General features: G+C 72.7%; 20 protein-coding genes. 8 read left to right on the top strand and 12 right to left on the bottom strand.

The window, feature by feature from the left end; genetic code table 11:
- Positions 1 to 267: 267 nt before the first annotated feature.
- From ACWD38_RS21580 to ACWD38_RS21565, 4 genes are all read right to left on the bottom strand, one after another.
- Positions 268 to 537, bottom strand: a complete 270-nt coding sequence (locus tag ACWD38_RS21580; protein ID WP_221315931.1) for a lasso peptide biosynthesis PqqD family chaperone — start codon at positions 535 to 537, stop codon at positions 268 to 270.
- Positions 515 to 2,359, bottom strand: a complete 1,845-nt coding sequence (locus ACWD38_RS21575; protein WP_450124765.1) for an asparagine synthase-related protein — start codon at positions 2,357 to 2,359, stop codon at positions 515 to 517. Before ACWD38_RS21575 ends, ACWD38_RS21580 begins: the two co-directional genes overlap by 23 nt.
- A gap of 2 nt (positions 2,360 to 2,361) precedes the next feature.
- Entirely contained in the window at positions 2,362 to 2,493 is a 132-nt protein-coding gene (locus ACWD38_RS21570; protein WP_450124764.1) for a hypothetical protein, read from the bottom strand.
- 202 nt (positions 2,494 to 2,695) lie between these two features.
- Entirely contained in the window at positions 2,696 to 3,478 is a 783-nt protein-coding gene (locus ACWD38_RS21565) for a thioesterase family protein (RefSeq protein WP_450124763.1), read from the bottom strand.
- A 192-nt stretch (positions 3,479 to 3,670) separates the two neighbouring features.
- Between ACWD38_RS21565 and ACWD38_RS21560 the strand changes: the two genes are divergently transcribed.
- A complete protein-coding gene (locus tag ACWD38_RS21560) occupies positions 3,671 to 4,105 on the top strand; it encodes a DoxX family protein (RefSeq protein ID WP_184482378.1) in 435 nt (144 codons plus the stop codon).
- A gap of 337 nt (positions 4,106 to 4,442) precedes the next feature.
- On the opposite strand, the gene ACWD38_RS21555 is transcribed toward ACWD38_RS21560, so the two are convergent.
- The 3 genes from ACWD38_RS21555 to ACWD38_RS21545 form a co-directional block, all read right to left on the bottom strand.
- Positions 4,443 to 5,156, bottom strand: a complete 714-nt coding sequence (locus ACWD38_RS21555) for a TIGR03089 family protein (protein ID WP_184482375.1) — start codon at positions 5,154 to 5,156, stop codon at positions 4,443 to 4,445.
- 154 nt (positions 5,157 to 5,310) lie between these two features.
- On the bottom strand, positions 5,311 to 6,546 hold the full coding sequence (locus ACWD38_RS21550) for an LCP family protein (RefSeq protein WP_450124762.1): 1,236 nt from the start codon (positions 6,544 to 6,546) through the stop codon (positions 5,311 to 5,313).
- A gap of 147 nt (positions 6,547 to 6,693) precedes the next feature.
- On the bottom strand, positions 6,694 to 8,142 hold the full coding sequence (locus ACWD38_RS21545) for an LCP family protein (RefSeq protein WP_450124761.1): 1,449 nt from the start codon (positions 8,140 to 8,142) through the stop codon (positions 6,694 to 6,696).
- A gap of 604 nt (positions 8,143 to 8,746) precedes the next feature.
- Between ACWD38_RS21545 and rfbB the strand changes: the two genes are divergently transcribed.
- From rfbB to ACWD38_RS21515, 6 genes are all read left to right on the top strand, one after another.
- Positions 8,747 to 9,736, top strand: coding sequence for a dTDP-glucose 4,6-dehydratase (gene rfbB, locus ACWD38_RS21540; RefSeq protein WP_450124760.1), 990 nt, complete (start codon positions 8,747 to 8,749; stop codon positions 9,734 to 9,736).
- Positions 9,733 to 10,665, top strand: coding sequence for a dTDP-4-dehydrorhamnose reductase (gene rfbD / locus ACWD38_RS21535; protein ID WP_450124759.1), 933 nt, complete (start codon positions 9,733 to 9,735; stop codon positions 10,663 to 10,665). Before rfbB ends, rfbD begins: the two co-directional genes overlap by 4 nt.
- A 428-nt stretch (positions 10,666 to 11,093) precedes the next feature.
- Complete coding sequence (gene lanKC / locus ACWD38_RS21530) at positions 11,094 to 13,655, top strand: class III lanthionine synthetase LanKC (RefSeq protein ID WP_450124758.1); 2,562 nt, start codon at positions 11,094 to 11,096, stop codon at positions 13,653 to 13,655.
- Positions 13,656 to 13,742: 87 nt separating this feature from the next.
- The gene (locus tag ACWD38_RS21525) at positions 13,743 to 13,889 is read left to right on the top strand and encodes a SapB/AmfS family lanthipeptide (protein ID WP_184482360.1); all 147 of its coding nucleotides are present in this window, start codon (positions 13,743 to 13,745) and stop codon (positions 13,887 to 13,889) included.
- 463 nt (positions 13,890 to 14,352) lie between these two features.
- Positions 14,353 to 16,017, top strand: a complete 1,665-nt coding sequence (locus ACWD38_RS21520; protein WP_450124757.1) for an ABC transporter ATP-binding protein — start codon at positions 14,353 to 14,355, stop codon at positions 16,015 to 16,017.
- Positions 16,014 to 17,717, top strand: a complete 1,704-nt coding sequence (locus tag ACWD38_RS21515; protein ID WP_450124756.1) for an ABC transporter ATP-binding protein — start codon at positions 16,014 to 16,016, stop codon at positions 17,715 to 17,717. Before ACWD38_RS21520 ends, ACWD38_RS21515 begins: the two co-directional genes overlap by 4 nt.
- A 164-nt stretch (positions 17,718 to 17,881) precedes the next feature.
- Here the strand turns inward: ACWD38_RS21515 and sigK are convergent, their stop codons facing one another.
- From sigK to ACWD38_RS21490, 5 genes are all read right to left on the bottom strand, one after another.
- The gene (sigK, locus tag ACWD38_RS21510) at positions 17,882 to 18,460 is read right to left on the bottom strand and encodes an ECF RNA polymerase sigma factor SigK (protein WP_450124755.1); all 579 of its coding nucleotides are present in this window, start codon (positions 18,458 to 18,460) and stop codon (positions 17,882 to 17,884) included.
- A gap of 194 nt (positions 18,461 to 18,654) precedes the next feature.
- Positions 18,655 to 19,527: a hypothetical protein gene (locus ACWD38_RS21505; protein WP_184482348.1), complete on the bottom strand. Its 873-nt coding sequence runs from the start codon at positions 19,525 to 19,527 to the stop codon at positions 18,655 to 18,657.
- 498 nt (positions 19,528 to 20,025) lie between these two features.
- Positions 20,026 to 21,081: a glycosyltransferase gene (locus ACWD38_RS21500; protein ID WP_184482345.1), complete on the bottom strand. Its 1,056-nt coding sequence runs from the start codon at positions 21,079 to 21,081 to the stop codon at positions 20,026 to 20,028.
- A complete protein-coding gene (locus ACWD38_RS21495; protein ID WP_450124754.1) occupies positions 21,078 to 23,591 on the bottom strand; it encodes a glycosyltransferase in 2,514 nt (837 codons plus the stop codon). Before ACWD38_RS21495 ends, ACWD38_RS21500 begins: the two co-directional genes overlap by 4 nt.
- Before the next feature lie 545 nt (positions 23,592 to 24,136).
- A complete protein-coding gene (locus ACWD38_RS21490; protein ID WP_184482339.1) occupies positions 24,137 to 25,072 on the bottom strand; it encodes a glycosyltransferase family 2 protein in 936 nt (311 codons plus the stop codon).
- Positions 25,073 to 25,764: 692 nt separating this feature from the next.
- On the opposite strand from ACWD38_RS21490, the gene ACWD38_RS21485 reads away from it, so the two are divergent.
- A complete protein-coding gene (locus ACWD38_RS21485) occupies positions 25,765 to 26,868 on the top strand; it encodes a glycosyltransferase (protein ID WP_184482336.1) in 1,104 nt (367 codons plus the stop codon).
- Positions 26,869 to 26,928: the final 60 nt, after the last annotated feature.

The raw sequence follows: 26,928 nt of genomic DNA, 5'->3' as shown, positions 1-26,928 counted from the left end.
TCCTCGCTGCGGGATCTTTTTTCCAAGTGGCTCCGCCACGAGGAAAAAAGCTGTCCTCGCGAGGAAGCCGCTGAGAACCCGCCGGTGGTCGGCTTGCTCAAGCTGGTCACTGCTCAGCGGCTTCGCCGCTGACAGGACAACGACCAACGACGTCGCTCAAGACAGGCAGTGCGGTCCCGTCTTCGGTCTCGGCCCGTGCAGCACGCGCTGGACGGGAGCCCGACGACCAGGTGAGCGCCCGTGTTCGCGGGCGCTCACCCGGCCCCGTCAGCCCTGGCCGGTGGATTCCAGCAGGGTGGCGGTGCGCAGCCGTTCGACGATCGCGGTCACGTCGTGCCTGGCGACGTGGGCCGGGATGCGGTGCCGATCGGCGAGTTCGCTGGCGATGCGGTCGGCGTCCTGGCCGATCAGCACGCCGCGCAGCACCTGAGTGCCGGTCCGGTTGAGCCGCCAGCGGCGGCCGGTGCGTTCGTCGAGCAGCACGGTCCCGTCGGTGACGTCGGTGGGGTCGACGTCAGGACGCAGTCGCAGGTGCATCGGTCCTCCCAGCGGAGCCTCGGGTGACACCGCGCAACCAGGTCTCGCAGCCCAGCAGGTGCTCCAGGGCGACCAGGGTGCTCGGTTCGACGTGCGGCGCCAGCAGGTGCCTGCGCAGCACACCGGTGTCGATGAGGCCGTGCACCGCGAGTTCGGAGTCGGCGAACAGCGCCAGGATCGCGTTGCGGTTGCGGCGGAAACCGATGTGCACGTCCGCGCCGACCCCCGATTCCGGTGCGCCCGCCTTCGCCGAGCGGTGCAGCACCGCGTCCGGTGCGGTGCCGCGCACGGCCTCGGCCAGCAGTGGCTTGTACCGCCAGGGTGACGCCCGCTCGTCGGGGCGTACGGCGATCGCCGCCTCCACCACCCGGTCGTCGTAGTACGGCAGTTCCAGCCGCACCCCGGATTCCGCGTAGCACCGGGCGAGCTGGCGGTGCGCGGGTGCCGCCGTGCGCAGCGCCGCCAGCAGCTGGTGCTGCCCGCGATGCGCGGACAGCGGTTCGGCGGCCAGCGCCGCGCCGCGCAACGCCGAACGGGCCGCGGCGACGGTCTCCGCGCTCGCCCAGGGGGCCGCGCGCAGCGGTACAGCTCCCCAGTCGAGCGCGGGCGGCAGCGCCGCGCGCGGCGCTGCGGTGAGGTGGTCGGCCTGCTCCCGCCACCAGTGCGACACGTCGTGCGCGGCGAACAGCGCCGACACCGTCGGCAGCAGCGGCCAGCGGTGCCGCGCGCGATAACCGCGCAGCTGCCGAATCGTTTTCACCGGCCGGTTCCGCAGCAGCGAATGCAGATATCCGGGCGGCCCGTGGAAAAGTTCGTCGCCGCCGAAACCGGCGAGCTGGCGGTGCACGCCGTGCTCGGCCAAGAACTCCCCGGACCGGTGAATTCGGGCGAGGCCGCGGAAAAGCGGCGACGGCTGCTCCTGGTCCATCGCGATGCCGGGGTCGTCGAATGCGGACGGCATCTCCCGGGGCTCCAGCACGAGGTGTTCGGCGGCGGTCAATTGTTCGGCGGATTCGGCGGCGAGCCTGCCGTGCTCGTTTTCGGCGTCGGATTCCCGGCGGTTCAACGTGACCAGTTCCGGATTCCGCTCGGCGGCGAGGAAGCACAGCGAGGTCGAATCCATTCCGCCGGAGAGATCCGCGCCGGAACGGCCCTCGGCGCGGTGGCCCACCGCCGCGTCGAGCGCCTCCCTGGTGATCCGCGCGCCGCGCCGCAGCGGGACGTCCGGTTCCGGCGGGCGCCACCAGAGCACCTGGTGCGCGCGGTCGGCCTCGATCCGCAGGTACGAACCGGGCGGCACGGCCCGCACCCCGGACCACGCGGTGCGCTCGTCCAGCGGTGGCCCGACGGGGCCGGCTGCCACCCGCAGCGCCAGCGCGTGCTCGTCGATGCCCGTGCCGGCCAGCTCCGCGAGCAGGTCGGCGCGGTCACCGGCGATCGGCACGCCGTCGACCCGGGTGTGGAACACCTGCCGCAGCCCGGAGATCCCGCCCTGCACGCGCACGGCACCGCCGACCGAGGCGGCGAGGTGCACGCCGCCCGGCAGCCGGTGCAGCACCGAGTCCAGGTCGGTGATCGAACGCAGCCCGCGCACGAGGGCCGCGAGCCTGGTGGCGTCGATCGGGCAGTGCCCCAGCAGCGCCACCCGGACCGGGCCGAGCGACGCGGGCACCAGGTCGTCGAGGGGGAAATGGCCTACCAGCCACGGATTTCCCGAGTCGTGCGGGAGCACGATGCGGCCTTGCGGGGAGAATCGGTCGACCACCTTGTGCAGGCCCGGCACGTCGGGCAGGGTGATCCACCCTGATTGATGGTGGCGCATGCTCATTCCATTCTTGGGTCGGTTCGGTTCACCGAGCACGTCGGGAATGAATTAACCGAGGAGCTCTCGGGTAATTCCACGATTTCCACCAGGGTGGGCGTTTCGTAGTTCTCCGAGGTGAGCTGCTCGTCCATCAATGCCTCCGCAGCGGGTTCGTCGGCATGGATTCATGCCGACGATCACACTGCTAGGTGGCCGAAGGGGGCACAATGCCTCCGGCTCCAGGATGACCCCATTCGGTGAAATAAGTACTAGTCACGTAACGAATGCGCGGGGTGAAATGCGATCTGCAACGGGAGGACCGTCTCGTTCCCGGATCGCGCGGGCCGTGCGAGCTCAGCCCAGCCGGTGCGCGAGGACGGCTTCGTGCGCGGTGCCGATCGGCCCGTGCTCGTCGAACAGCCGGGCGCGGGTCACGCCGATGCCGGTGGTTTCGACGGTGCGGTCCATCTCCATGCCGAGCCACTCGCCGTCGGGTTCGCGGTGCAGGTACAGGGTGATGTCGCTGTTGATCCACGGCCCGAACAGCGTGCCGATGGGGCTGCCCGCGCTGATGCAGTCCACCAGGATCGCGACCTGCGACAGCGGGCTCGTCCGCTCGCCGGTGATCAGCGGCAGCGGCATCCGCATCCAGGCCTGGGCGGGGGAGCCGGAGAACTGGTCGCGCACCCAGCGGACCTGCACCACGTCGTGCACGCCCCACCGCAGGCCGAGGCCGCTCGGCAGCAGCGAGGTCTCGGTGAGGTCGCCGGGCCCGGCGAACGGCGTGCGCTCGACCTCGGGTTCGCCGTCGGCTTCGCTGCGCCGCAGCACGTGCGCCGTGGCGTGGGTGACGTCGGTACCGCCTTGGCTGAGGGTGATCTCGACGATCCGCAGCCGCTTGCCGCTGCGGATGGTGCGGGTGGCCACGGCGATGCCGTTGCGCGGCACCGGTCGGTGCAGGTCGACGGTGAGCCGGGCGACGAAGAGGTCGGGTTCGTCGAGGGTCTGCTCGACCGCGCGCGCCACCAGTCCGGCGACCGGGCCGCCGCCGGTGAGCTCGCCCCACGGGTTGCCCGCGGCCTCGGTGGGCACGAAGAGGTCGCCGTCGCGGTGGAACAAGGTCTCGTCTGCACGCACGCCCCGATGCTACTCATCAGTATCTTACTTTGGGTAGGTGCGGTGAGCTGCGGCGTTCGGGTGATCTCGTCGACCGGCGTCCGGGCGAACTTGGGGCGCAGGCGGGGTGAGCGACGTCTCGCGGGCTTTTATTTGAAGGTTCACGTATATGCTGGAGCGCCGATACCCCGAGCGTTTGTGAAAGGTGAGCTGATGCAGCACCGTCTCCGCGACGTCACGATCCTGCTGGCCAGGTTGGTCGTCGGCGTGACCTTCGTCTTGCACGCGTACCAGAAGTTCGTGCTCAACGGCATCTCCGGTGTCGGCGCGGGCTTCGAGCAGATGGGCATCCCGCTGCCCGCCGCAGCGGCCTGGTTCACCGCGCTGGTCGAGCTGCTCGGCGGCCTCGCGCTGATCCTCGGAGTGCTGATGCCCGTCGCGGGCGTGCTGCTCGCCGCCGTCATGCTCGGAGCGCTGGTCACCGCGCATCTCGGCAGCGGATTCTTCGCCACCGACGGCGGATTCGAATACGTGCTGGTGCTCGCCGCGACGAGCCTCGCCCTCGGCTTCAGCGGAACGAAGTACACGCTGCAGGGCCTGTTCCAGAACCGCGACGCCGCACCGCACCGGGAGACCGTCGACGCGTGAGGTGAGCCCCCGCGGCGGCCGAGCCCCGCGGCCGGGCCCACTCCGCGCAGGCGGCGACCCGGCTCGACCGGTCCGCTCTCCGGCCAGGTGGCAGCCGGAGACCGGACCGATCGAGGACCGGCCGTGTCGGCGAGCCTTCTTAGCATTGTCTTGTCAGCGACGAAGTCGCTGAGCAGCGACCACGCACGCAACCGGACCACCCGCGGGTTCTCAGCGTTCTTCTCGCGAGGACGGCTTTTTCCCTCGTGGCGGAGCCACTTGGGAAAAAGATCCCGCAGCGAGAAGAACGCTGAGGTTCCGCCACCCGGCCCCCAAGCAGGCCGAGCTCGGAGGGAATTCAGGCGTCCAAGACGAAGGTCGTCTTTTCGTTTGAGTTGCGTTGTTCTGCCTTCGCCGGGTCCGGGTTGCTGACCTGCACCAGCGAGCCCTGCACCGACAGCACCGACAGCAGCCCGTCGAGCACGCCGCCCGGCAACGTCCAGTCCATCGTGGACAGAACGCGCGCCCCGGGGCCGATGCCCAGTTCGGTCGCGCGCGCGGCGGCCGTCCCGAGCACTTCGTCGACCGTGGCGCCCAGCAACGCCGGTGCGCTGCCCGGGATCGCGCTGCGCGGCGCGAAGTCGTCGCCGTGCACCCGGACGTCCGAGACGTAGTCCACGACCTCGGTGGGCAGCCCGCGCACCGGCCCGCCCATCGCGTCCAGCCCCACCGCGGCCACCACGTGCGCGCCCGCGCCCGACTCGATCGCCGATCCAGGCACGAACGCCACCTCGGCGCCCTTCGGCGCGTCGACCACGTGCGCTCCGCACCACCACGAACCCAGCAGCACGCCCAGCGTCTGCCAGTGCGCGGGCAGCGCCACCGACACTGGCGCTCCCGGCTCCAGGTCGAACTCGTCGACCAGCCAGTTCGCCGTCTTCGCCGCCCAGTTCGCGACGGTGGCCCTGGAGAGTTCGACGCGGGCGCCGGTGGCGTCGTCGTAGTGCGTGATCAACGGTCGGGGCGATCCCGCGGCGACCATCGGTGCGAGCAATGCCTGCGTAACGCTCATGCCCGCACCCTATGCGCGGGTCCGGACGGGCGGCTCAGGAGTCCTTTCAGAATGATCTTTTGCTCCGCGTCCTGTCAGCGGCGAAGCCGCTGGGGTTCCGCTGAGCGACCACCTACGAAGGCCATGCTGAAAGGACACCTTGGGGACGGTGCGGTCAGTTCACGCAGGGGATGCCGGTGGAGGTGATGGCCGCGGACGGTGCAGGAGCCGCGTTCTGGCGCCGGGCGGTGCCGTCTAGGTCCAGCGCCTGCCGCCCGCCGACACCGGCGGTGGGGACGAGGCCCGCGATGAAGTCGCGCACCTGCGCCGGATCCACCTTGACCACGCTCTGCCCGTGCTCGTCGCGGTCGCCGACCGAGCGCACCGGCAGCGTCATGAACCGCACGCTGCCCGAGGCCAATCCCTGCATCTGCGCGGCGAAAGCGGTGATGTCCCAGCTCTGGTCGAGCACCACCGAGCGCCGCGCCGCGTCCTGCAGCCCGGCGAGCTTCGCCGGGTCGGTGAGCGTCCCGGTGGACAGCAGCTTGTTCGTCACCGCCGCCATGAAAACCTGCTGGCGCACGATCCGATCCAGGTCGCCGCGGGGCAGGCCGTGGCGCTGGCGCACGAACGCGAGCGCGTCGCCGCCGGAGATGGTCTGGCGCCCGGCGGCGAAGTCCGCGCCGGAGTCCTTGTCGGAGGTCGCCTGCTTCAGGCACACCTCGACACCGCCGAGCGCGTCGGTGACCTCGTAGAACCCGAGCAGGTTCACCTCGGCGTACCGGTCCACCCGGATACCGGCGAGGCCCTGCACGCTCTGCACCAGCGCGCGCTGGCCCGCGAGCTGCGCGCGCCGCTCGGCGTCGGCCCCCGAATCGGAGTCGCGCCGCGCCGCGGCGGCCTTCGCCAGGCCGTACACGGCGTTGATCTTCTGGGTGCCACCGCCGGGCATCGCCACCGAGGTGTCGCGCGGCAGCGACACCGCTGTCGGCTGCGCTCCGTCGTGCGGGACGCGCAGCAGGATCAGCGTGTCGGTGTTGAGCCCGCTGGTGCTCTCGGTCCGCAGCTCCTTCAGGACGTCCAGCGGCAGCGGTTCGCCTTGCGCGTCGGTGCGGCTGTCGTTGCCGACCAGCAGCAGATCGGTGGCGCCGTCGTCGGCGGGCGGCGCGTCCGGCGTCTCGGTGAGCACTTCGGCGCTGCCGACCTCGCCGCTGAGCCGGTCCAGCGCGGTCCACCCGGCGGCCGTGATCACCAGCACGCCCGCCGACAGCAGCGCGAACAGCGTCCGACCGGTGATCCGCGCGAGTCGCCGTCCCCGGCGCCGGCGGGTGGGTCTTCCGGGTGGCCCGGAGGTGTCCGAGGCCGGTTCGGCCGGCCGGTCCGCGTCCCGCGGAACCTGTTCGTCGGCCACGCTTCCTCCCCCGATGCAGCGGCCCGTCCGCGACGGCCCACCCCGACAGCGGGCCGATCACGAGGTTGATCCAGCTTAACCGGATCACCCCGCCGCTCGGGCGGCGTTGCGCCCGGTTCGGCGGGGTGATCGGTCGTGCGGTTGCGGTCAGTTCACGCAGGGAACTCCACCGGCGTTGATCGGCTGGTCCGGTCCGCCCGGCTGCTGCTGAGCGGGGCGCGGAGCGGCCTGCCTGCCGCCGTCGAGCCGGATCTGCTTGCCGCCCGCGAAGTTCTGCGTCCCGGGACCGGCGTAATCGCTGCCCAGGTACACCTCGACGGAACCGGCGGAGAGGTTGCTGCTCTCCTTCAGCGGCAGCCCGCCGAGCGAGTCGGCGACCTGCTGGGCGACGGCCTCGTCGCCCGCCGCGTGGTAGACCAGCGAGCTCGGCATGGAGTCGGCGTTGGAGCTGCCGCCCTGCGAGAAGCCCTCCTGGCTGAGGGTGCTGAGCACCTCGCTCGCCAAACCGGTCTTGCCGGAGGCGTTGAACACGCTGACGCTGGTGCCGCTGCGCTGCTCCTCGGCGGCCTTCGCGGCCTGCTCCTTGGCCTGGCGCTCCTCCGGGGGCAGCAGCAGGTTGTCCACGAACTGCTTGACCTCGCGGGGGTTCGCCTCGACGTCCTCGGCGCCCGATTCGCCGACGAGCTCGATGGGGATCGTCTGGAAGTCGATGTCGCCACCGGCGATGCCGGACATCTGCTGGGCGAAGTCGACCACGTCCCAGCCCTGGTCGAGCACCACGGACTTCTTCAGCGCCTCCATCAGCCCGCTGAGCTTGGTGGGGTTGCTCAAGGTCCCGCTGGAGAGCATCTTGCCCGCCAGGCCGGACATGAACACCTGCTGGCGCACCACGCGGTCCAGGTCGCCGCGGGGCAGGCCGTGGCGCTGGCGCACGAACGCCAGCGCGTCGGCGCCCGCGATGGTCTGCGGGCCCGCGTTGAACACCGCGCCGGAGTAGTCGCTGTCGTCCACGTCGTCGAGCAGGCACACGTCGACGCCGCCGACGGCCGTGGTGATGTCGTGGAAGCCGAGCAGGTTGACCTCGGCGTAGTGGTCGATGCTCGCCCCGGACAGCTCCTCGATGGTCTTGATCAGGAACTTCTGGCCTTCGGCCTTGGACTGCAGCTCCAGCTGCTTGGGGTCGGTGACGCCTTCGGATTCGAGGCGGGCGCGGGCGTCGCTCTTCGCGCGGCCCATCGCCGAGTTGAGCTTCTGCTCCCCGTAGCCGTTGCCGAGCTGCACCATCGTGTCGCGCGGGAAGGACACGGCGCTGGCGCGCTGACCCCCGTTGGGGATGCGCATCAGGATCATCGTGTCGGTGAGGTCGCCGCCCTCGTCATCGGTGGTGCGTAGCGACTCCAGCACGTCCTTCGGCAGCGGGTTGCCGTCGGCGTCGGTGCGGCTGTCGTTGCCGATGAGCAGCACGTCGGTGGCGCCGTCGGGTGAGTTGAACCCGCTGCCGATGACGTCGCTGCCGGAGAGGCCGTTGTTCAGGTTGCGCAGCGCGCCCCACGCGTAGCCGGTGGTGCCGAGCACCAGGACCGACAGCAGCGCCACCACGGTGCGGCCGATGGTGCTGGCGCGGCGGGATGACCCGGGGCCGTCGGAGTCGTCCGGCGGCGGCGGTGCCGGGGGCGCCGCGGGGTTGCGCGGCCCGTCGCCCGCGGAGCGCCGCGATGCCGAGCGGCCCGCCGGGGCGGGGCCTTCGGGCTGTGCGGGCCGATCGGGGGGTGCGGGGCGGCGCGGTTCGCCGCCGCTCGGCCGTCCCGCGGATGCGGGTCCGCCCGGCCGGGGCCTGCCCGGAGGGGCGGGTTGGCCGCCCTGCGGCCCGCGCGGGGGGACGGGCCTGCCCGGCTGCCCTGGTGGGCCACCTGGCCGTCGCGACCGGTCGTCCACGCCGAATCCTCCTTGGGCCTGCCTGCGAGCGTTACACCTCGCCGGGGTGATTTTCGGCGGGGTCACCGTGCAGGCTAACGGTGATCTACCGATGGGGTTGCGCGCGGGAGGGACCATCGGCGTCACTCGATCGCTGGACACGTCTGATCACCGAGTGTGGTTCGGTACCGTGCTTTCCCCTGTTTCCCACGTGGCAGACTGCTCGGCGAAGACCCCGCCCCGGGGCCGGATCCGCTGGTCCGGCCCACCACTTGCGGAAGGTGTCATGCGAGTTCTGATCACCGGTGGTGCCGGTTTCATCGGGTCGCACTACGCGCGGCAGCTGCTCGGCGGCGCCTACCCGGAGTTCGCCGACGCCGAGGTCGTGGTGCTGGACAAGCTCACCTACGCGGGCAACAGGGCGAACCTGAGCACCGTCGCCGACGATCCCCGGCTGCGCTTCGTGCAGGGCGACATCTGCGACGCCGCGCTGGTCGGGGAGCTGATGCGCGGTGTGGACGTGGTCGTGCACTTCGCCGCCGAGTCCCACGTGGACAGGTCGATCCTCGGCGCGTCGGACTTCGTGCTCACCAACGTCGTCGGCACCGACACCCTGCTGCAGGCCGCGCTGGCCGCGGAAGTGGGCAAGTTCGTGCACGTCTCCACCGACGAGGTCTACGGCTCCATCGACGAGGGCTCCTGGCCGGAGGAGCACCCGCTGGAGCCGAACTCGCCGTACTCGGCGGCGAAGGCGGGCTCCGACCTGCTGGCCCGCGCGTACTTCCGCACCCACGGGCTGCCGGTCTGCGTGACCCGCTGCTCCAACAACTACGGCCCGTACCAGTTCCCCGAGAAGATGCTGCCGCTGTTCATCACGAACCTGCTCGACGGCAAGCAGGTGCCGCTCTACGGCGACGGCGGCAACGTGCGGGACTGGCTGCACGTGACCGACCACTGCCGCGGCATCCAGCTCGTCGCCGAATCGGGGCGGCCGGGTGAGATGTACAACATCGGCGGCGGCACCGAGCTGACGAACCGGGAGCTGACCGAGCGGTTGCTGACCGAGCTCGGCGCGGACGCCTCGATGGTGCGGCCCGTGGCGGACCGCAAGGGCCACGACCGCCGCTACTCGGTCGACCACGCGAAGATCAGCGCGGAACTGGGCTACCGGCCGACGGTCGACTTCGACGAGGGCCTGGCCGACACGATCCGCTGGTACCGGGAGAACCGGGCCTGGTGGGAGCCGCTGAAGCCGGGCGCGCTGGTCACCGGATGAGCACGGCGGACCGCGGCGAGCTCGCGCTGCTGGTGCCGGGTGGCCGGGGCCAGTTGGGCCGCGAGCTGCAGCGCCGGGCGAAGGGCGTCGCCGGGCTGGTGCACGCGCCCGGCTCGGCCGAGCTGGACATCCGCGACGCGCAGGACGTCTCGGACGAGGTGGACTCCTTCGCCGAGGCCGCGAGGGACAACAACCTGCGCCCGGTGGTGCTCAACGCGGCCGCGCACACGGCGGTGGACGCCGCGGAGGGCGAACCGGAGCTGGCCGCGGCGATCAACGTGGACGGGGCGGCGGCGCTGGCGCGGGCCTGCGCGCGGCGGCGGGTTCCGCTGGTGCACCTGTCCACGGACTACGTCTTCGACGGCACCGCGACCGTCCCGTACGAGCCGACCGATCCGACGGGGCCGCGCGCGGTGTACGGGCGCACGAAGCTCGCGGGCGAGCAGGAGGTGCTCGCGGCCGCCGAGCGCGCCTGGGTGGTGCGCACGGCGTGGGTGTACGGCGCCGGGGGAGCGAACTTCGTCAAGACGATGGTCCGGCTGGCGGGGGAGCGGGACACCGTGACCGTGGTCGACGACCAGATCGGGGCGCCGACCTGGACGGGTGATCTCGCCGACGGGCTGCTGGAGCTGGCCGGCCTGCTGGCCGCGCGCCGCGATCCGGCGCAGCGGGTGCTGCACTGCACCAACGGCGGGCGGGCGAGCTGGTTCGAGTTCGCGCGCGCGGTGTTCGCGGAGATCGGGGCCGATCCGGAGCGGGTGCTGCCGTGCACCACGGCCGATTTCCCCCGTCCCGCGCCGCGGCCGGGCTATTCGGTGCTGTCGCCGCGGGCGTGGGCCGAGGCGGGGCTGAGCCCGTTGCGGGACTGGCGCAGTGCGCTGGCCGATGCCTTCGTGCAGGACGGTCCGGCGTTGCGCGGAGAGGCCTGACGGCGTCGATCGACGCCGGACGGGCGGCACGCGCGTTGCACTGATGCACGGATGTGCAGCTTCGTGGTGACTCGTGCACTTCTGGGGTGTGCGATCCGCTTTCTCGTGCACGCATTTTCGCGGGTTCGGTGTTTCCCGGTATTCGTGCATTCGATTCGGCCGGGGGAGTTCCGGTCGCACCGTTTCGCCTGGGAAGACGGCCGTTACAGGCGAACGAGTGATTGGCGATGCCGTCCGATTCGGCGCTTCGCGTTCTACTTTGCGGTAACGAGACCTAAGTAGTCACTCGTTGAGTCTAGTGTGATCACTGGTTCGGCGGGTTGGCATTTTCCAGTGGCCATGAGGAAATTTCACGGCGACCGGCGAAGTGTCGTGCCGACTGGGTTGTCGCGGAAAAGTCATGATCGTTGCTCGGTGAAAGGTCTGCCATGGATCTCCGGTACGAAGCGTTCTGCTTCGCCGATCCGCTCTTCTACGATGAGCAGAACGGCTCTTCCGGTGAATCCGACGGCCGGGACGAATACGTGCGGCTGCTGGCGGTTCCCGACGGTTCGGACTGGCGGGACGGCTCGCTCGGGATCTGGCGAATGCTGCGACCGGACGGCGTCGAGCTGCCGAAACAGGGTTGGAAGGTGCACGTTTCGGCGACGCTGGACAACGCGGAACGAGTGCTGCGCGTCGTCGGTGATTACTGCCTGCGCAATCGGGTCGCGTTCAAGCACCTGCGCGATCAGGCCGTGCTGCTGGTGCGGAACTCGAAATACGCGCCGCGTTCCGGGAGCGGCAAGTTCATCACCGCCTACCCGGTGGACGAGGAGCACTTGCGGACCATTCTGGTCGAACTCTCCGCGGCGCTGGACGGTGAAGCAGGCCCTTACGTGCTGAGCGATCTGCGCTACGGCGGCGGTCCCCTCTACGTTCGATTCGGCGGATTCGAGCAGCGGTGGGCGGAACTCGGCGGAAGCAGGGTTCCCGCCGTGCAACGCCCGGACGGCGTGCTCGTTCCCGACGTGCGCGGGCCGGGATTCTCCGTGCCGGACTGGGTGCGGTTGCCGGAGTTCCTCGAACCCCACTCGGCGGCGCGCAAGAACGGCGACCCGGCGCAATTGCCGTACCGGGTGACCTCCTCGCTGCACTTCTCCAACGGCGGCGGCGTCTACCGCGCGACCAGGGAATCCGACGGTGCCGACGTGGTGCTCAAGGAGGCCCGCCCGCACGCCGGGCTGGACCGCGACGGCACCGACGCGCCGGCCCGGCTGCGCCGCGAGCACGAGGTGCTGCGGCACCTCAGCGGCATCGACGGCGTTCCCGAGGCGCACGAGCTGTTCCCGGTGTGGGAGCACACCTTCCTGGCGATGGAGCCGATGCCCGGCCGGTCGCTCGGCTCGTGGCTGGCCCGGAACTACCCGCTGACCCGGCGGCACGTCACCGCCGACGACCGCACCCGCTACGCGAACCGCGCGCTGGCGCTGCTGGACCGGGTCCGGAACCTGATCGACCAAGTGCACCGGCGCGGCGTGGTCTTCGGCGACCTGCACCCGCTGAACGTGCTGGTCGACGAGGACGACTCGGTCGCGCTGGTGGACTTCGAGATGGCCGCGCTCGGCCTGGACTCGCCGCGACCCGCGCTCGGCGCCCCCGGTTTCCGCGCGCCGCCCGGCGTCACCGGAGCCGACGTCGACCGGCACGCGCTGGCCGCGCTCGCGCTGTGGGTGTTCCTGCCGCTGAACCCGCTGCTGGAACTGGCTCCCGGCAAGCTCGACGCGCTCATCACCGTCGTGCGCCGGTGCTTCGAGCTGCCCGCCGAGTACGGCGACGCGCTGCGCGAACGGCTGCTGCCCGACGGCGTCGCGCCCGCGACCACCGAACTGGACCAGCGCGAACCGGACTGGGGCATCGTCCGCAAAGGACTCGCCGAGGGAGTGCTCGGCACCGCCACTCCCGAGCGCGCCGACCGGCTCTTCCCCGGCGACATCGAACAATTCCGGGTCGGCGGCACCGGATTCGCCTACGGCGCGGCCGGCGTGCTGCACGCGCTGGACGTGGCCGGTGCCGGGCGCTACCCGGAGCACGAGCAGTGGCTGCTCGACGCGGTGCGGCGCACGCCACCGCAACGCCCCGGCCTGCTCGACGGCGCGCACGGCACCGCCCACGTGCTGGAGAACCTGGGGCACGGGGACGCCGCGCTGGACCTGCTCGACGCCGCCGCGGGGCTCGCCGAACGCACCGAGGACCACGGCTACGCCGGAGGTCTCGCCGGGATCGCGCTGAACCTGCTGCACTTCGCGCACCGGCGCGAAGACGGCGAATTCCTGCGCCGCGCGGTGAACATCGGCGACCGGCTCGCGACGGCGCTGCCCGCGGCACCGCCGCCGGGCGAGGTCGGGCGGGCCGGGCTGCTCGACGGCTGGGCGGGACCGGCGCTGCTGTTCACCCACCTCCACGACGCCACCGGTGAGCGGAGCTGGCTGGAGCTCGCCGACCAGGCCCTGCTGCGGGACCTCGACGAATGCGTGCGGGCCGACGACGGCGGCCTGCAGGTCCGCGACGGCGGAGTCCGCACGCTGCCCTACGCGGGCGTGGGCAGCGCGGGCATCGCCCTGGTGGCGGAGGAACTCGCGCGGCGCCACCCCGCGGCGGAATGCCTGCGGTGGCAGGGAGATCTGCTCTCCGCCTGCCTCGGCGAGTTCGTCATCCACCCCGGCCTGCTGTTCGGCCGCTGCGGCCTGCTCGCGGCGCTGGCGGCCGCGCACCGGCGCAGCCCCGACCCCGGCTGGGCCGACGCGATCGGCGTCCACCTGGCGGCGCTGGGCGTCCACGCGCTGCCGATCGGCGACGGCGGCATCGCGATGCCCGGCAACCAGCTGCTGCGGCTCTCGACGGACGTCGCCACCGGCGGGGCCGGGGTGCTCGGCACCGTCGCGGCCGTGCTCGACGGGCACGGCCGGGTGCTGCCGTTCTTCGGCGCCGAGCCGGGAACGGCGCACTGAGAACCGTGCCGCGCGGCTGGCGCGGCACCCACGAACGCCGGGCGGAACACCGTCCGGACAGCGAGGTAAACGAGGAAGGGAACGACCATGGAGATGGTTCTTCAGCTGCAGGAGCTCGACGCGCACCAGGACGCCTCGTTCGGCGGCGGCGACGGCGGCGGCGACAACGGCAGCAACCTGAGCCTGCTGGCGGCCTGTGCGAACAGCACGGTCAGCGTGCTCACCTGCAACTGAGCCCGAGCGTGGGAGCGGCGCAGTCCAAGTGCGCCGCTCCCACGTGGAGCTTGGCACGGCATCGTGCTCCCGCCCAGGGGGCGGTGGCGCAAATCCCGAGCCCGCCCACGATCCGGGACACCTGCGGACGAATCCGTGCGTTGTGGACAACTCACGAGATTTCTCGCGAAATCGCACACCCCGGGTGACGGGTGATCCCCGATGCGCCCGGTGCTGCCCGTGCGCACCGCCACGATCGTGAACCCGTTTCCGCTGGTGTGCGGCCATTTCCCGCGGAATTGCTCCGGGGTCGGGTGAAGTTCCGAAGCAGGAGGTGGGTGCGGAGAGTGGTCGTGGACGAGCCCGGTGAGGGGAACCAGACCGTGAGCGGGAATCCGGTGACGGCGGCCGTGACGCGTTCGCCTCCGGCGCGTTCCGGCGGTGCGGTGCACGCGTCGGACGCGCGGGTCGGGAGGAACTCCCGATGGTGAACGAGGACCGCGTGCTGCTCGTGGCCGTGCGGGCGCGGCGCTGGTCGGTGGTGCTGCTCGCGCTGACCGCGCTGGCGGCCACCGGGTGCGCGCTGCTGGTGCCGGAGGCGCTGGCGCGGGCCGTCGACGCCGTCGTCTCGGGGGGCGGCGGCGCCGTCGGCCCGGTGCTGGTGCTGCTGGCGCTGGGCGGCGGCGGAGTGCTCGCCAGGGTGGCCGCGACGCTGCTGTCGGCGCGGATCACCGCCGCCACCACGGCCCGGCTGCGGGCGGGCCTCGCCGACCACTTGGTGCGCGTCGGCCACCGCGGCCCGTTCGCGGCGGGCGACTCGGTCAGCCGCATCACCGGCGATTGCGCGGGCGCGGGCCAGATCACCGCGACCCTCGTGGAGATCAGCACCGCCGCGCTGCTGTCGGCGGGCGCCCTCGTCGCGCTCGCGCTGCTGGACTGGCGGATCGCGCTGGTCTACCTGCTGACGCTGCCGCCCGCGCTGCTGCTGGCCCGGTCGCACGTGCGCAGCACCGCCGCCGACCTGCTCGCCTACCAGGAGGCTTCCGGAGAGCTCGGCGCGCGGCTGCTCGACGCCGTCACGGGGCTGCGCACCATCGCCGCCACCGGAGTCGCCGAGCAGGAGGTGCACCGGGTGCTGCGCCCGCTGGACCGGCTGGGCGCGGCCGGTACCGGGACGTGGCGCACGCAGGCCCGGATGATGTGGCGCGCCGGACTGCTGCTGCCGCTGGTGCAGATCGCGGTGCTCGGCACCGCGGGCGTCGGCGTCCTCGCCGGCCGGCTCAGCGTCGGCGACGTGCTCGCCGCGCTCGGCTACGCCGGCGCAGGCATGGGGATCCTCCGGCAGTCCGCGCTGTTCACCGCCCTGTCGCGGGCCCGCTCCTGCGCGGTGCGGATCGCCGAAGTGCACCGGACGACGCCGGAGCCGGTCGGCGTGCGGCCGTTGCCGCCCGGTCCGGGCGAAGTGCGGGTGAGCGGCGTCGCGGTGCGCGGCGCGCTCACCGGGATCGACCTGCTCGTGCCCGCGGGCACCGTCGTGGCCGTGGCCGGGCGTTCCGGATCCGGCAAGTCCACGTTCGCCGCGGTGCTCGGCGGGCTGCGCCCGCCCGACCGGGGCCGGGTGCTGCTCGACGGGGTGCCGCTGCCGGAACTCGCTCCGGCCGCGCTGCGCGGAGCCGTCGGCATCGCCTTCGCCCGGCCGGTGCTGCTCGGCCGCACCGTGGCGACCGCGGTGTCCTACGGCGCCGACGAGGTCGACGTGGCCGCGGCCTGCCGCGCCGCGCAGGTGCACGACCTGGTGACCCGGTTGCCGGACGGCTACCTCACCCGGCTCGCCGACGCGCCGCTGTCCGGCGGTGAGGCGCAACGCCTCGGGCTGGCCCGCGCGCTGGCCCGGCAGCCGCGGCTGCTGGTGCTCGACGACGCGACGGCCGGCCTCGACACCGTCACCGAAGCCCGCGCGGAACGCGCGATGGCCGCCGCGCTGCCCGGCCGGACCCGGATCGTCGTCACCAACCGGGCGGGCACCGCCCGTCGCGCGGACCTCGTGGTGTGGCTCGACGACGGCCGGATCCGCGGCACCGCCCCGCACGACGAGCTGTGGGCGGACCCGGACTACCGCGCGGTGTTCGCGGAAGGAGCAACGTGGTGAGCGTCGCCGCCGACTACCGGCGCGCCCTCGCCGGGCACTGGCGCGGCTGGGCGGTGCTGCTGGCCTGCTCCGCGCTGGAGGCGCTGCCCGCGCTGCTGTCCGGCACGTTCGTGCGCAACGCCGTCGACGACGGGTTCGGCGCGGGCAGGCTCGACGTCGGCGCGGCCTGGCTGCTCGCGTTCGCCGCCGCCGCCGTGCTCGGCGCCGCCGGAGTCCGGTTCGTGTGGCGCCGCATCGGCGTCATCGTGGAACCGCTGCGGGATTCGCTGGTGCGGCGGGTGGTGCGCGACGTGCTGCACGAGACCGCGCCGCCGCGCGGCGGACCGGACGCGGCGGGCGTCGCCCGGATCACCCAGCACGTCGAGATCGTGCGGGACGCGACGGCGGGCCTGCTGGTCCAGGCCCGCGGACTGCTCGTCACCGTCGCCGCCGCGCTCGCCGGTGTCGCCGCGCTGGACCCGCTGCTGCTGTGGCCGGTGGCCCCGCCGGTGCTGCTGGCGGTGCTGCTGTTCTGCGGGCTGCTGCCCGCGCTCGCCCGCAGCCAGCGGGAGCTCGCCCTCGCCGACGAGCGCACCGCGACCGAGGCGGGCGCGGTGCTCACCGGGCTGCGCGACGTCGTCGCCTGCGGCGCGCAGGACGCCGCGACCGGTGCCGTGCGCGCCGCGATCGACGAGCAGGCGCGGGCCGCCGTCCGGATGTCCACGGCGACCGCGCTGCGCACCCTGATCATCGGGGGCGGCGGGCTGCTGCCCGTGGTGCTGGTGCTGGCGATCACCCCGGCGGCGGTCGCGGACGGGCGCCTCACCGCGGGCACCGTGCTGGGGGCGCTGGTGTACGTGACCGCGACCTTGCAGCCCGCGCTGCACGGACTCGCCGCGACCACCGGATCGGTGCTGTTGCGGCTGATGGTGGCGCTCAACCGGCTCGGCGAGATCAGCTCCGGCGCCGAACCGGACCGGCCTCGCGGCGAACCGCGCGGCGGGGACGTCGAAGCGCGCGGGCTGACGCACCGCTGGGGCGACCACGCCGAACCGGTGCTGCGGAACCTCGACCTCGACCTGCGGCCGGGCGACCACCTCGCCGTGATCGGCCCGAGCGGCATCGGCAAGTCCACGCTCGCCGGGCTGCTCACCGGCACCACCGAGCCGACCGGGGGCGAGGTGCGCGTCGGCGGCGTCCCCGTCGCCGAGCTCGACCCGGCGCGGCGGCACCGGCTCATCGCCTTCACCCCGCAGGAGACGTACCTGTTCGCGGGGACGGTGCGGGAGAACCTGGCGCTGCTCGCCCCGGCCGCCCCCGACGAGCACCTGCTGGCGGCGGCCACCGCCGTCGGCGCCGGAGAGCTCGTGCGCGACCTCGGCGGCCTGGACGGGGCGGTCCGGCACGGCGGGGAGGGGCTGTCCGCGGGCGGGCGGCAGCTGCTGGCCCTGGCCCGGGTCCACGTGAGCGAGGCGCGGATCGTGGTGCTCGACGAGGCCACCGCGCACCTCGACGGCCCGTCGGAGGCCCGCGCCGAACGCGCCTTCGCCGCGCGCGGCGGGGTGCTGGTGGTGATCGCGCACCGGCTCGCCTCGGCGCGGCGCGCGGACCGGGTGCTGCTGCTCGACGGCGACGGCACCCGGCTCGGCACCCACGCCGAGCTGCTGGCCGATTCGCCGTCCTACGCCGAACTCATGCTGGCATGGGAGGGCGGGACGTGACCGTCCGCTGCGGCTCGTGCCGTGCAGTCTTCTCGTTGCGGGATCGAGGAAATCGCGAGCATACCGGTGTCCACCGACCGGACGGTCCCCGAGATCGAACGGGAGCGCCCCCCCCGCGAGAACCCGCCGGTGATCGGCTCGGCCGCACCTTCGCCGATCGAAGATCAGCGCTGGGCGTTCAGGCAGTCCCGGAGCCGGATCAGGCCGTCGCGCAGGCGGGTCTTCACCGTGGACGCCGGGGCCGTCAGGCGCTGCGCCGCTTCCCGGTAGGTCAGCCCGCAGTAGTAGGTCAGCGCGACCGCCTCCAGCTGCAGCGCCGTCAGCGTGGACAGGCAGCGTCGCACCTGGCGGTACTCGCCGCGGGTGAGCACCGCCTCCACGACGGAGTCGTGCGCCGTCTCGTGCGACCGCGCGGCGAACCGCGCCTCCCGCTCCCGCGCGGAGCGCACCGAGCGCAGCCGGTCCACCGCGCGCCGGTGCGCCACGGTGAGCAGCCAGGGCACGGCGCCACCGCGCTCCGGCCGGTAGCGGGCGGCGGTGCGCCACACCTCGACCAGCGCCTCCTGGGTGACCTCCTCCGCCTGCTGCTCGTCGTCGAGCACGTCGCGGGCCACCGAGTGCACCAGCGCCGCCGTCCGGTCGTAGAGCAGCTCGAAGGCGCGCAGCTCGCCCGCGCCCACCCTCAGCAGCAGGTCGTCGAGGTCGTCCACCTGCCGTCCCCCGGTGTGCCGGGGCTGCCGCATGCACCCTCCCGTCCGGCCGGTCATCGCACCGGCTGCCACGAACCCGCTCATTCCCCTCCTGGTGTTCGGTGCCGACCGGCCGCGCGATGGGTGAAAACGCCGATTCGCTCAGGAACAGTGCAAATCGGGCACTCGCGAAAAAGGCCACCGGGCGACGGCGCGCGCCGCCCGGTGGCCTCCCGGTGTCGCCGGGATCAGATGCCGAGGCCGCCGGTCAGGTCGCTGACGGTGCCCTCGACGCCGCCGACCGGGCCGTCGGCGCCGGTCAGCGGGGCCGTCAGGTCCGCCATCGGGGCCACGCCGCCGACTCCGCCGACGAGGTCGTCCACCGGCAGCGAGCCGGTGACGTCCTCGAGCTGCCCGGTGACGTCGCCGCCGTTCACGCCGCCGAGGTCCTGCAGGCCACCGGTCAGGTCGCCGGCGCCGGTGAGGTCCGAGAGCTGCCCGGTCAGGTCGCCGCCCTGGACGCCGCCGACGGTGTCCTCCAGGCCGCCGACGACGTCGGTGACGCCGTTGCCCGCGACGTTGCCCGCGTTCAGGTCACCGGTCAGGCCGCTGATGTCGCCGGTGTTGATGTCGCCCACCAGGCCGACCTCGTTGCCGTTGCCGACGGGGGCGCCGACCTGGTTGTCCGAGGCGGTGGTGTCCTCGCTGCGCGACATCTCGGTGCTGTTGCCGCTGTTGTCCGCGGACTCCGCGTCGGTGGTGCGCGCGGTCGGGGTCAGCATGTCCTCGACGTCGCCGAGCGAGGTGAAGATCTCCGGGGTTGCCATGTTCGACTCCATGTCGTCGGGGCCGTTCGGGAGGAACGGCATCAGGTCGGAGAGGGGCACGCCGTGGCCTTCGGCGGCGAGCTCGACCAGGCCCGGGGGCAGGGCCTTGGTGAACTCGTCGACGATCTCGACCGGCGCGTGGTCGAGCGCCAAGGAGGCGGCGTGCACCACGTCCGCATTGCTGAGCTCGTGCAGTCCCGCCTGATCCAGGAAGGCCCGCGGTTCCGCGGTGAACTCCGCGCGAGACTGCGCGCTGGTCACCACCAGGCGCAGGAATTCGTACACCGTCACCACGGTTCGCACCATCCGTTCAGGGATTTCGCACGAGCGGGCCGGAACAGTTCCGGCAAGGTCATCGGAACTCCGCCGCACAGCCACCACCGAGACCGTCGAGCCTCGATTTCCGGAGTCCGATCGCGCCGGGACCTTCGCGTCGCCGTTCTGTTCCGTCCGTGGTCATCACGCTAGGGGCGTGGTCGCCGGCTGGACACGGGGGTGTTCCCCCAACGGCTTTTTCGCTATTAGGGGATTCCCGTCGAAAGCGTCGGAAAACGACACTTCAGGAACGTGGGGCGGAAACGATTGGTCGTTCCGCTGTGGGATGTGGCACCGATTTCCGAGAGGCTTCCATATCGATCGGAAAAATGATTCGACGCGGACCAATCGGAATGCCCTGCGGCTACGAATGCCTGCTGCGTCGGGCGGTGAGGGGCTGCTTACCGAGGGGTAACCATGGCACTGCTAGTGACTCCGGTGGTCACGGTCCGGAAAATCCGCGGCACCGGCCGCGCATCACCGGGCGCGTTCGTAGGCCCGCAGCGTCGCCTCCGCGCAGCCGCGCCAGGTGAAGCCCGCCGCGTGCGCCCGGCGGGCGGCGACCGCGTCCGGGCCCCCGGTCTCGGCGCGCTCCAGCGCGGCGCGCAGCGCGTCCGCGTCGCCGTAGGGCACGAACTCGGCCAATCCGCCCGTGACCTCCCGCAGCACCGGCAGGTCCGAGCACACCACCGGAACGCCGCAGGCCAGCGCCTCCAACGCGGGCAGGCCGAAGCCCTCGTCGCGCGACGGCAGCACCAGCGCCCGCGCCCCGGCCACCACGCTGCGCAGCTCCCGCTCCGGCAGGTACCCGGTGCGCAGCACGTTGCGCACCTGCCGCGCCTCCCCGGGGCCGGCGATCACCAGCGGCGGCAGCCGTCGATCGTGGCCGCGCAGCAGCACGTCGACGCCCTTGCGGGGGCCTTGGGCGCCGACGAAGACGAAGTAGTCGTCCGGCAGGCCCAGCCGGTGCAGGTCAGCGCCCGGCGGGGTCGCCTCGAACCACTCCGGATCCACCCCGAGCGGGGTGACGACGATGTCCTCGCGGGCCACGCCGAACCGGTCCGCGACCCTGTCGGCCACCGCCGCGCTAGGAGTGCACACCACCGCCGCCCGCCGCGCCGAAGACCGCGCCAGCTCGGCGAAACCCGGTTCGGCGACCTCCTCCGGCGCGTCCAGGAACGCCAGGTCGTGCACCGTGACGACGCCGCCCGCGCGCACCGCGGGCGGCAGCGCGAAGTTCGTGCCGTGCACCACGTCGCACCCGCCGGCCAGCAACTCCACCGGCGGGAACGGCAGCCGCGACCACGCCGCCCGCACCGCCCGCGCCGGCACCGGAAGCCCCGCGGCCCGCACACCCGGCGGCACCGCGCCGCGCAATGCCCGCCAGCCCCGCGCGGTGAACCCGATCGCGCGCACGTCCACATCGGACATCCGCCCGAGCTCGGCGCTCAACGAGGCCGTGTAGCGGCCGATCCCGGTTCGCCTGCCCAACAGCGGAGTGCCGTCGAGCAGGACCCGCAGCGGGGTGCTCACCGCTTGCGCAGCCGATCGCCCGCCAGCCTGCGCAACCGGCCGCCCGCCCGCTTCGCGACCTCGATCGGGCCGCCCGCGTCCAAGTACTCCCGCAGCAGCGCCACGTCGCGGCGCACCGCCTCCACCCGGTCCGGCGTCTGCGTCCGGGTCAGCGGGCTCGCGGCGCTGAGCCGGTCCGCCGCGGGACGCGGATCGCGGCAGAACTCCGTGAGCGGCGCCAGCACCGACTCCCAGGTGAACCGCTCCCGCACCACCTCGATGCGCTCCCGGCAGGACGCGGCGAACTCCGCGTCGTAGAGCACCTTCTCCAACGCCGCCGCCAGCGCCTCCGGATCCTCCGCGGGCACGACCACGCCCAAGCCCTCCTGGAGCACCAGGTCGGCGAAGGAATCGCCGTCGGTGGTCACCACCGGCAGCCCCGACCACAGGTAGTCCAGCACCCGGGTGCGGAACGCGAACGTCGTCTCCACGTGCTCGAAGTGCGAGGTGACGCCGCAATCGGCGTCGAGCAGGTAGTTCTGCCGCTGCGCGTAGGGAACCCACGTCTCGTTGAAGAAGACGTGCTTGCCGGTCAAGCCCAACCGGCTCGACAGGTGCCGGGTCCGGTCGGCCATGCCCATCTCCGGCACGTCCGGATTCGGATGCTTCATGCCCAGGAAGAACAACCGGATGTCGTGGTGGCGCTGCGCCACCTGCGACACCGCGTGCAGCAGCGTCAGCGGATCGAACCAGCTGTAGACGCCACCGGCCCACAGCACGACCTTGTCGTCGGCGTCGATCCCCGGCTGCGCGCCCTTGATCGCCGGACCGGTGCGGCGCGGCGCCACCGACGACAAGCCGAACGGCACCACCTCCAGCAACGACCGCACCGTCGGATCCGTGTCGTAGAGCCCCGGCGTCAACCGGCCCAGCGAAGCCAGATGCCCCAGCCAGAAGTGCCGCTGCCGCTCCGAGGCGCACAGGAAGAAGTCACCGCGGCGCAACTGGGTGTTCAGCACCTTCGTCACGCCCCGCAGATCGGCGGCGCGGCGCTCGTCGTCGGTGTCGCGGCCCTGCTCCAGCAGCTCCAGGTGCATCGGGTCGTACACGTCGCAGACCACGATCTTCGTCGAGTCCGCGTGCTTGAGCGCGGGCACCAACTCCAGCACGTGCCCCTGCACGATCACGACGTCCGCCCAGTCCACGTGCCCGCCGAGCTCCCGCGGTTTCGCCGCCACCACCGGGAACGCCGACTCCGGCGGGTTCACGTGCGCGTTCACGCTCACCAGCCGCACGTCGTGCTCGGCGCTGAGCACCTCCGCCATGTGCCAGGCGCGGATCGCCGGGCCCGCCATCCGCTCCGCCACCGAGTCCCCGGTGAGCACCGCGATCCTGCGGGGCCGCCCGAACACCTCGTCCAAGCCGAACGCCTCGACCAGCACCTCGTGCGCCGCCAGGTAGCGCGGCAACGGGTAGGCGGGCTCCATCGCCTTGCGCATCAGCGGAACCAGGTCGGCGTCGGTGCGCACCCGGGCCGCCTGCTCGACCTCGCGGGCCTCCTTCAGCTGCGGCAGCAGCTCCACGAACTGGTCGATCGCCAGCATCCCCGCCAGCGCGTCCCGCGAGATCGGCACGTCGTCGTCGAAGTCCGGGCCCTCCGGTCGCCGCGCCATCTCCAGCTGCCGCGCGTCGACGTCGCCGCGCGCCGTGGCCCGGCGGATCGCCAGCGCCATCGCCGCGGGCAGCACCTTCGCCAGCGTCTCGTCCGAGACGTTCTTGTAGAGCGCGGCCAGCGCGTTGCGCTCCAGCAAGAAGTTCTCCCGCGCCGAGGACACCTCCGACATCGAGGCGTGGTGGCGGTGGAAGGTCAGCGACCGCGGCTCGTAGCGCACCCGCCAGCCGCGCAGGTTCAGCCGCCAGCCCAGGTCCACGTCCTCGTAGAACATGAAGAAGCGCTCGTCGAACCCGCCCAGCGCCGCGAACAGCTCCGCGCGCACGAACAACGCCGAGCCGGTGCCGAACAGCACGTCCCGCGGCGCGTCGTGCCCGCCGTCGTCCGGTTCGCCCGCGTGCCGCTTGTAGCCCATGCCGAACCAGGTGAGCCCGCCGTCGACGAAGTCGACGAGCTCGCCCTCCCAGTCCAGGACCTTGCTGGCCACCGCGCCCACCGTCGGTTCCGCGCGCAGCACCGCCACCGCCGCCCGCACCCAGTCGCGGGCGGGCCGGGCGTCGTTGTTCAAGAACGCCAGCACCTGGCCGGACGCGGACCGCGAACCCAGGTTGCACCCCTCGGCGAAACCCAGGTTGGAGCCCGGATCCAGGACGGTGACCTGCGGGAGCTCCTGGCGGATGCGAGCAGCCTCGTCGTCGCCGGGGGAGTTGTCGACGCAGATCAGTTCCAGCCGGTCCGCCGGGTAGTCCAGCTCGTCGCGCACCGCGCGCAGGCAGGTGATCGTGTCGTCCGCGCCGCGGTAGTTGACCACGATCACGGAAACGGCGGGCAGTGCAGCGGACTCGGAGGTAACAGCCACCCCCTAAGCGTGCCCTATCCCCGCGCGCCGAACGCACACAGTCCGCGAATCCGCCCAATCCCGGCACCCGGGCGAACCCCGCCGGAGTGAACGGCCCGTTCGTCCAATCCCGTTGGACGAACGATCCGTTCACTCCGACCGGCTCGCCGATCAGAGCGGAACAGGGGTGAGTGAACGGACCGTCTGTCCAGTCCCGCTGGGCGAACGGGCCGTTCACCTCACCGGCCATGTCGAGTGAACGGCCCGTTTGTCCGATCCCGTTGGTCGAACGGTCCGTTCACCTGTCTCGGACGGCCGTGCGTCGGCTCCTGCGGAGTGAGTGAACGGACCGTTCGTCCAATCCCGTTGGGCAAAGGGTCCGTTCACCTCGATCGGCTCGTCGATCGGTGGGGCAGGGGTGGAGTGGGTGAACGGCCTGTTCGTCCAATCCGGTTGGTCGGACGGTCCGTTCACTCCGTTCCGGAAGGCGTGCGGGGTGGGTGAACGGCTCGTTCGTCCGGTCTCGTCGGGCGAACGGCCCGTTGGCTCGGGTTCGGCTCCGGTGGTCAGCGGCCGGACCAGCGGGTCCACAGCGCGGTTCGGTCGAGCACCGTCGGTGCGCGGCGGGCGCGCAACGCTGCCGGGGTCATCGCCGCGACCTCCGCGAGCACCCGCAGCCGCAGCGGGAGCCGGAAGTTGACCGGCGGGACCGGGGCTCCGCGCAGGCGGCGCAGCGGCAGCACCGCGGTCAGCGCGGCGAAGCGGGCCAGCTCGGCCGCCGCGACCCGAGCCGGGGCGCAGCGCAGCAGCGCCAGCAGCCGGTTGCGCTCGTTCCACCGGTGGAAGCGCGGCGAGCCGGGCCGAGTGCTGGCGCCGTGCAGGTGCACGACTTCCGCTGCGGGCACGAACACCACCCGGCCGCCGCCGAGCCGCAGCCGCCACGCGGTGTCGGTGTCCTCGTAGTAGCAGAAGAACTCTTCCGGGACGCCGCCCGCGGCGCGGAGTTCCGCGGTCCGCAGCAGCGCCGCGCCGCCGCAGAACCCGAACACCTCCTCGGCCGCTCCCGGAGGATCGGTGATGTCCGCACCGTGCCCGTCCGCGGTGAGGCGCACCCCGGCGGACTGGAGTGCGCCGTCCGGCGTGCGCATCGCGGAGGCCGCCGCCCACGCGCCGCGATCCGCGTCGAGCGCGTCCTCCAGCGCGGCGAGCCAGCCCGGATCCGGCGCGGCGTCGTCGTTGAGCCAGGCCACGAACGGCGTCTCGACCCGGCGCAGCGCCGCCGCGATGCCGCCGGCGTAGCCGACGTTGCGGGGCAGCCGCAGCACGTCCGGTTCCGACGGGTGCCGGGCGAGCAGCTCGGCGCTGCCGTCGTCGGAGGCGTTGTCCACCACCAGTGTCCGATGTGGATGATCGAGAGCGGCGACCGCGTCCAGGCAGGCGGTGAGGTGCGCTCGTCCGCGCCACGTCACCACCACGACCGTGCTGCGCACACCGCCCCGCATCCGAACCACCCCCTCGAAGAGCACCGTCGCGCCCGCCCCCGGCATCACCAGAGCCCGGGCACCGCCCGGCCCCGGCATCACCAGAGACCGGGCACCGCCCGGCCCGGGCACCGCCCGAGACCGGCATCTCCCGAACCCGACAGCGCCCGAGATCGACAGCGCCCGAGATCGGCATCGCCCGAACCCGACAGCGCCCGAGATCGACAGCGCCCGAGATCGACAGCGACCGAGACCGACACCGTCCGAGACCGGCGCGGCGACTTCGCCGGAACCCTAGCCCGCGCCACGCCGAGACCGTCCCGCTGTCCACACCCGGCGACTCCCGGCGCCACCTGGCGACGGGAGTGAACGGACCGTTCGTCCGATCCGGCTGGACGAACGGTCCGTTCACTCCCTCCCCGCTCCCTCCGCAGCGGCGGAACGGTCCACATCCCACCCGGCGACCCCGCAGTTGTGGATGGATCGCGCCGCTGTGGACAACTCGCGCAATTTCGCGAGAAATCGCGAAGCGCATACCAGCGGAACGTCCCCGGAAATAGCGCCTGAGCTGGTAAAACGCCCCGCTCCGTCCGAGGGCGTGCCTTGCAATTTCTCGCGAAATCGCGCTCAGGCGGGAGTCGAGTGGATCTTGAAGGGAGCGCAGGGGTGCTGACCTGGTGAGAAGGGCACGAGCCGGTGGTTAAGGTGAGCACGTGCCTGAACTGGTGGTGATCGCGGAGCAGCTCGTCGCCGCAGTGCCCGGCGGAGCGGGCCGCTACACCCGCGAACTGCTGGCGGCGCTGGCCGCGACCGCCCCCGACGGCTGGGAGGTCACCGCCGCGATCAGCCGCACCGGTGACCCCGACCGAGCCGCCGTCGACGGCGTCGGCGCCCCGAAAGTCCTGCCGCTGCCGCGCAAAGCCCTGATCACGGCGTGGGAGCACGGCCTGCCGCTGTGGCCCGGCGGCGACTCGGTGCACGCCATGACCCCGCTCGCCCCGCCGCGCAAACGAGGTCGCGGACTCGTGGTCACGGTGCACGACACCGTCCCGTGGACGCACCCGGAGACGCTCACCCCGCGCGGAGTCGCCTGGCACCGCCGCGCCATCGGCCGCGCGACGCGCGACGCGGACACGATCGTCGTGCCGACCGAGGCCGTGGCCGCCGACCTCGCGAACCGGACCTCGGTGCGCGCCGCGGTCCAGGTCGTCGGGGAAGGGGTGTCCCCGGCGCTGCTGGCGGAGCCCGAACCGGACCACGCGCGGATCGTCGCCGCGACGCTGCCGCCGCGCTTCCTGCTGATCATCGGCACCCTCGAACCGCGCAAGGGCCACGAGCACCTCATCGAGGCGCTGGCCCGGCCCGAAGCGCCCGCGATCCCGCTGGTGATCGTCGGCGAACCGGGCTGGGGCGACGTGGACCCGCTGCGCCTCGCCGAGCGGTGCGGACTGCCCGCCGAGCGGGTGCGCGTGCTGCGCCAGGTCGGCGACGCCGAACTCGCGGTGCTGCTGCGCCTCGCCACCGCCCTGGTCGCGCCCAGCCTCGCCGAGGGTTTCGGATTGCCGCTGATCGAGGCGATGGCCGTCGGCACCCCCGTGGTGCACTCCGACGTCCCCGCGCTGGTGGAGGTCGCGGGAACGGCGGGCCTCGCGGTGCGGCGGGCCGACCCGCGTGCGCTCGCCCGCGCCCTGCGCCTCGTCGTCGACGACCCGGATCAGCGGGCGAAGCTCGCCGAGGCCGGACCTCGCCGCGCGGAGCACTTCAGCTGGGACCGCGCCGCCCGCGACGTGTGGCGAGCGCACCTCGGCCGAACGTGAACCGGATTTGCGGAACCCACCACGATCGGCTCCGGCACCCCCGTACGCTGCACGCGTGCA

The organism is Saccharopolyspora sp. NPDC002578 (assembly GCF_053592695.1).
Note: the sequence above shows the minus strand (reverse complement) of the source record. Positions and strands in the feature narration are given on the sequence as shown.

What these genes read in the sequence shown, in the direction of transcription:
- ACWD38_RS21580 (WP_221315931.1), bottom strand. Translation starts at nt 537, where the DNA reads ATGCACCTGCGACTGCGTCCTGACGTCGACCCCACCGACGTCACCGAC.
- ACWD38_RS21575 (WP_450124765.1), bottom strand. Translation starts at nt 2,359, where the DNA reads ATGCGCCACCATCAATCAGGGTGGATCACCCTGCCCGACGTGCCGGGC.
- ACWD38_RS21570 (WP_450124764.1), bottom strand. Translation starts at nt 2,493, where the DNA reads ATGGACGAGCAGCTCACCTCGGAGAACTACGAAACGCCCACCCTGGTG.
- ACWD38_RS21560 (WP_184482378.1), top strand. Translation starts at nt 3,671, where the DNA reads ATGCAGCACCGTCTCCGCGACGTCACGATCCTGCTGGCCAGGTTGGTC.
- ACWD38_RS21555 (WP_184482375.1), bottom strand. Translation starts at nt 5,156, where the DNA reads ATGAGCGTTACGCAGGCATTGCTCGCACCGATGGTCGCCGCGGGATCG.
- rfbB (WP_450124760.1), top strand. Translation starts at nt 8,747, where the DNA reads ATGCGAGTTCTGATCACCGGTGGTGCCGGTTTCATCGGGTCGCACTAC.
- rfbD (WP_450124759.1), top strand. Translation starts at nt 9,733, where the DNA reads ATGAGCACGGCGGACCGCGGCGAGCTCGCGCTGCTGGTGCCGGGTGGC.
- lanKC (WP_450124758.1), top strand. Translation starts at nt 11,094, where the DNA reads ATGGATCTCCGGTACGAAGCGTTCTGCTTCGCCGATCCGCTCTTCTAC.
- ACWD38_RS21525 (WP_184482360.1), top strand. Translation starts at nt 13,743, where the DNA reads ATGGAGATGGTTCTTCAGCTGCAGGAGCTCGACGCGCACCAGGACGCC.
- ACWD38_RS21520 (WP_450124757.1), top strand. Translation starts at nt 14,353, where the DNA reads ATGGTGAACGAGGACCGCGTGCTGCTCGTGGCCGTGCGGGCGCGGCGC.
- sigK (WP_450124755.1), bottom strand. Translation starts at nt 18,460, where the DNA reads ATGCGGCAGCCCCGGCACACCGGGGGACGGCAGGTGGACGACCTCGAC.
- ACWD38_RS21490 (WP_184482339.1), bottom strand. Translation starts at nt 25,072, where the DNA reads ATGCGGGGCGGTGTGCGCAGCACGGTCGTGGTGGTGACGTGGCGCGGA.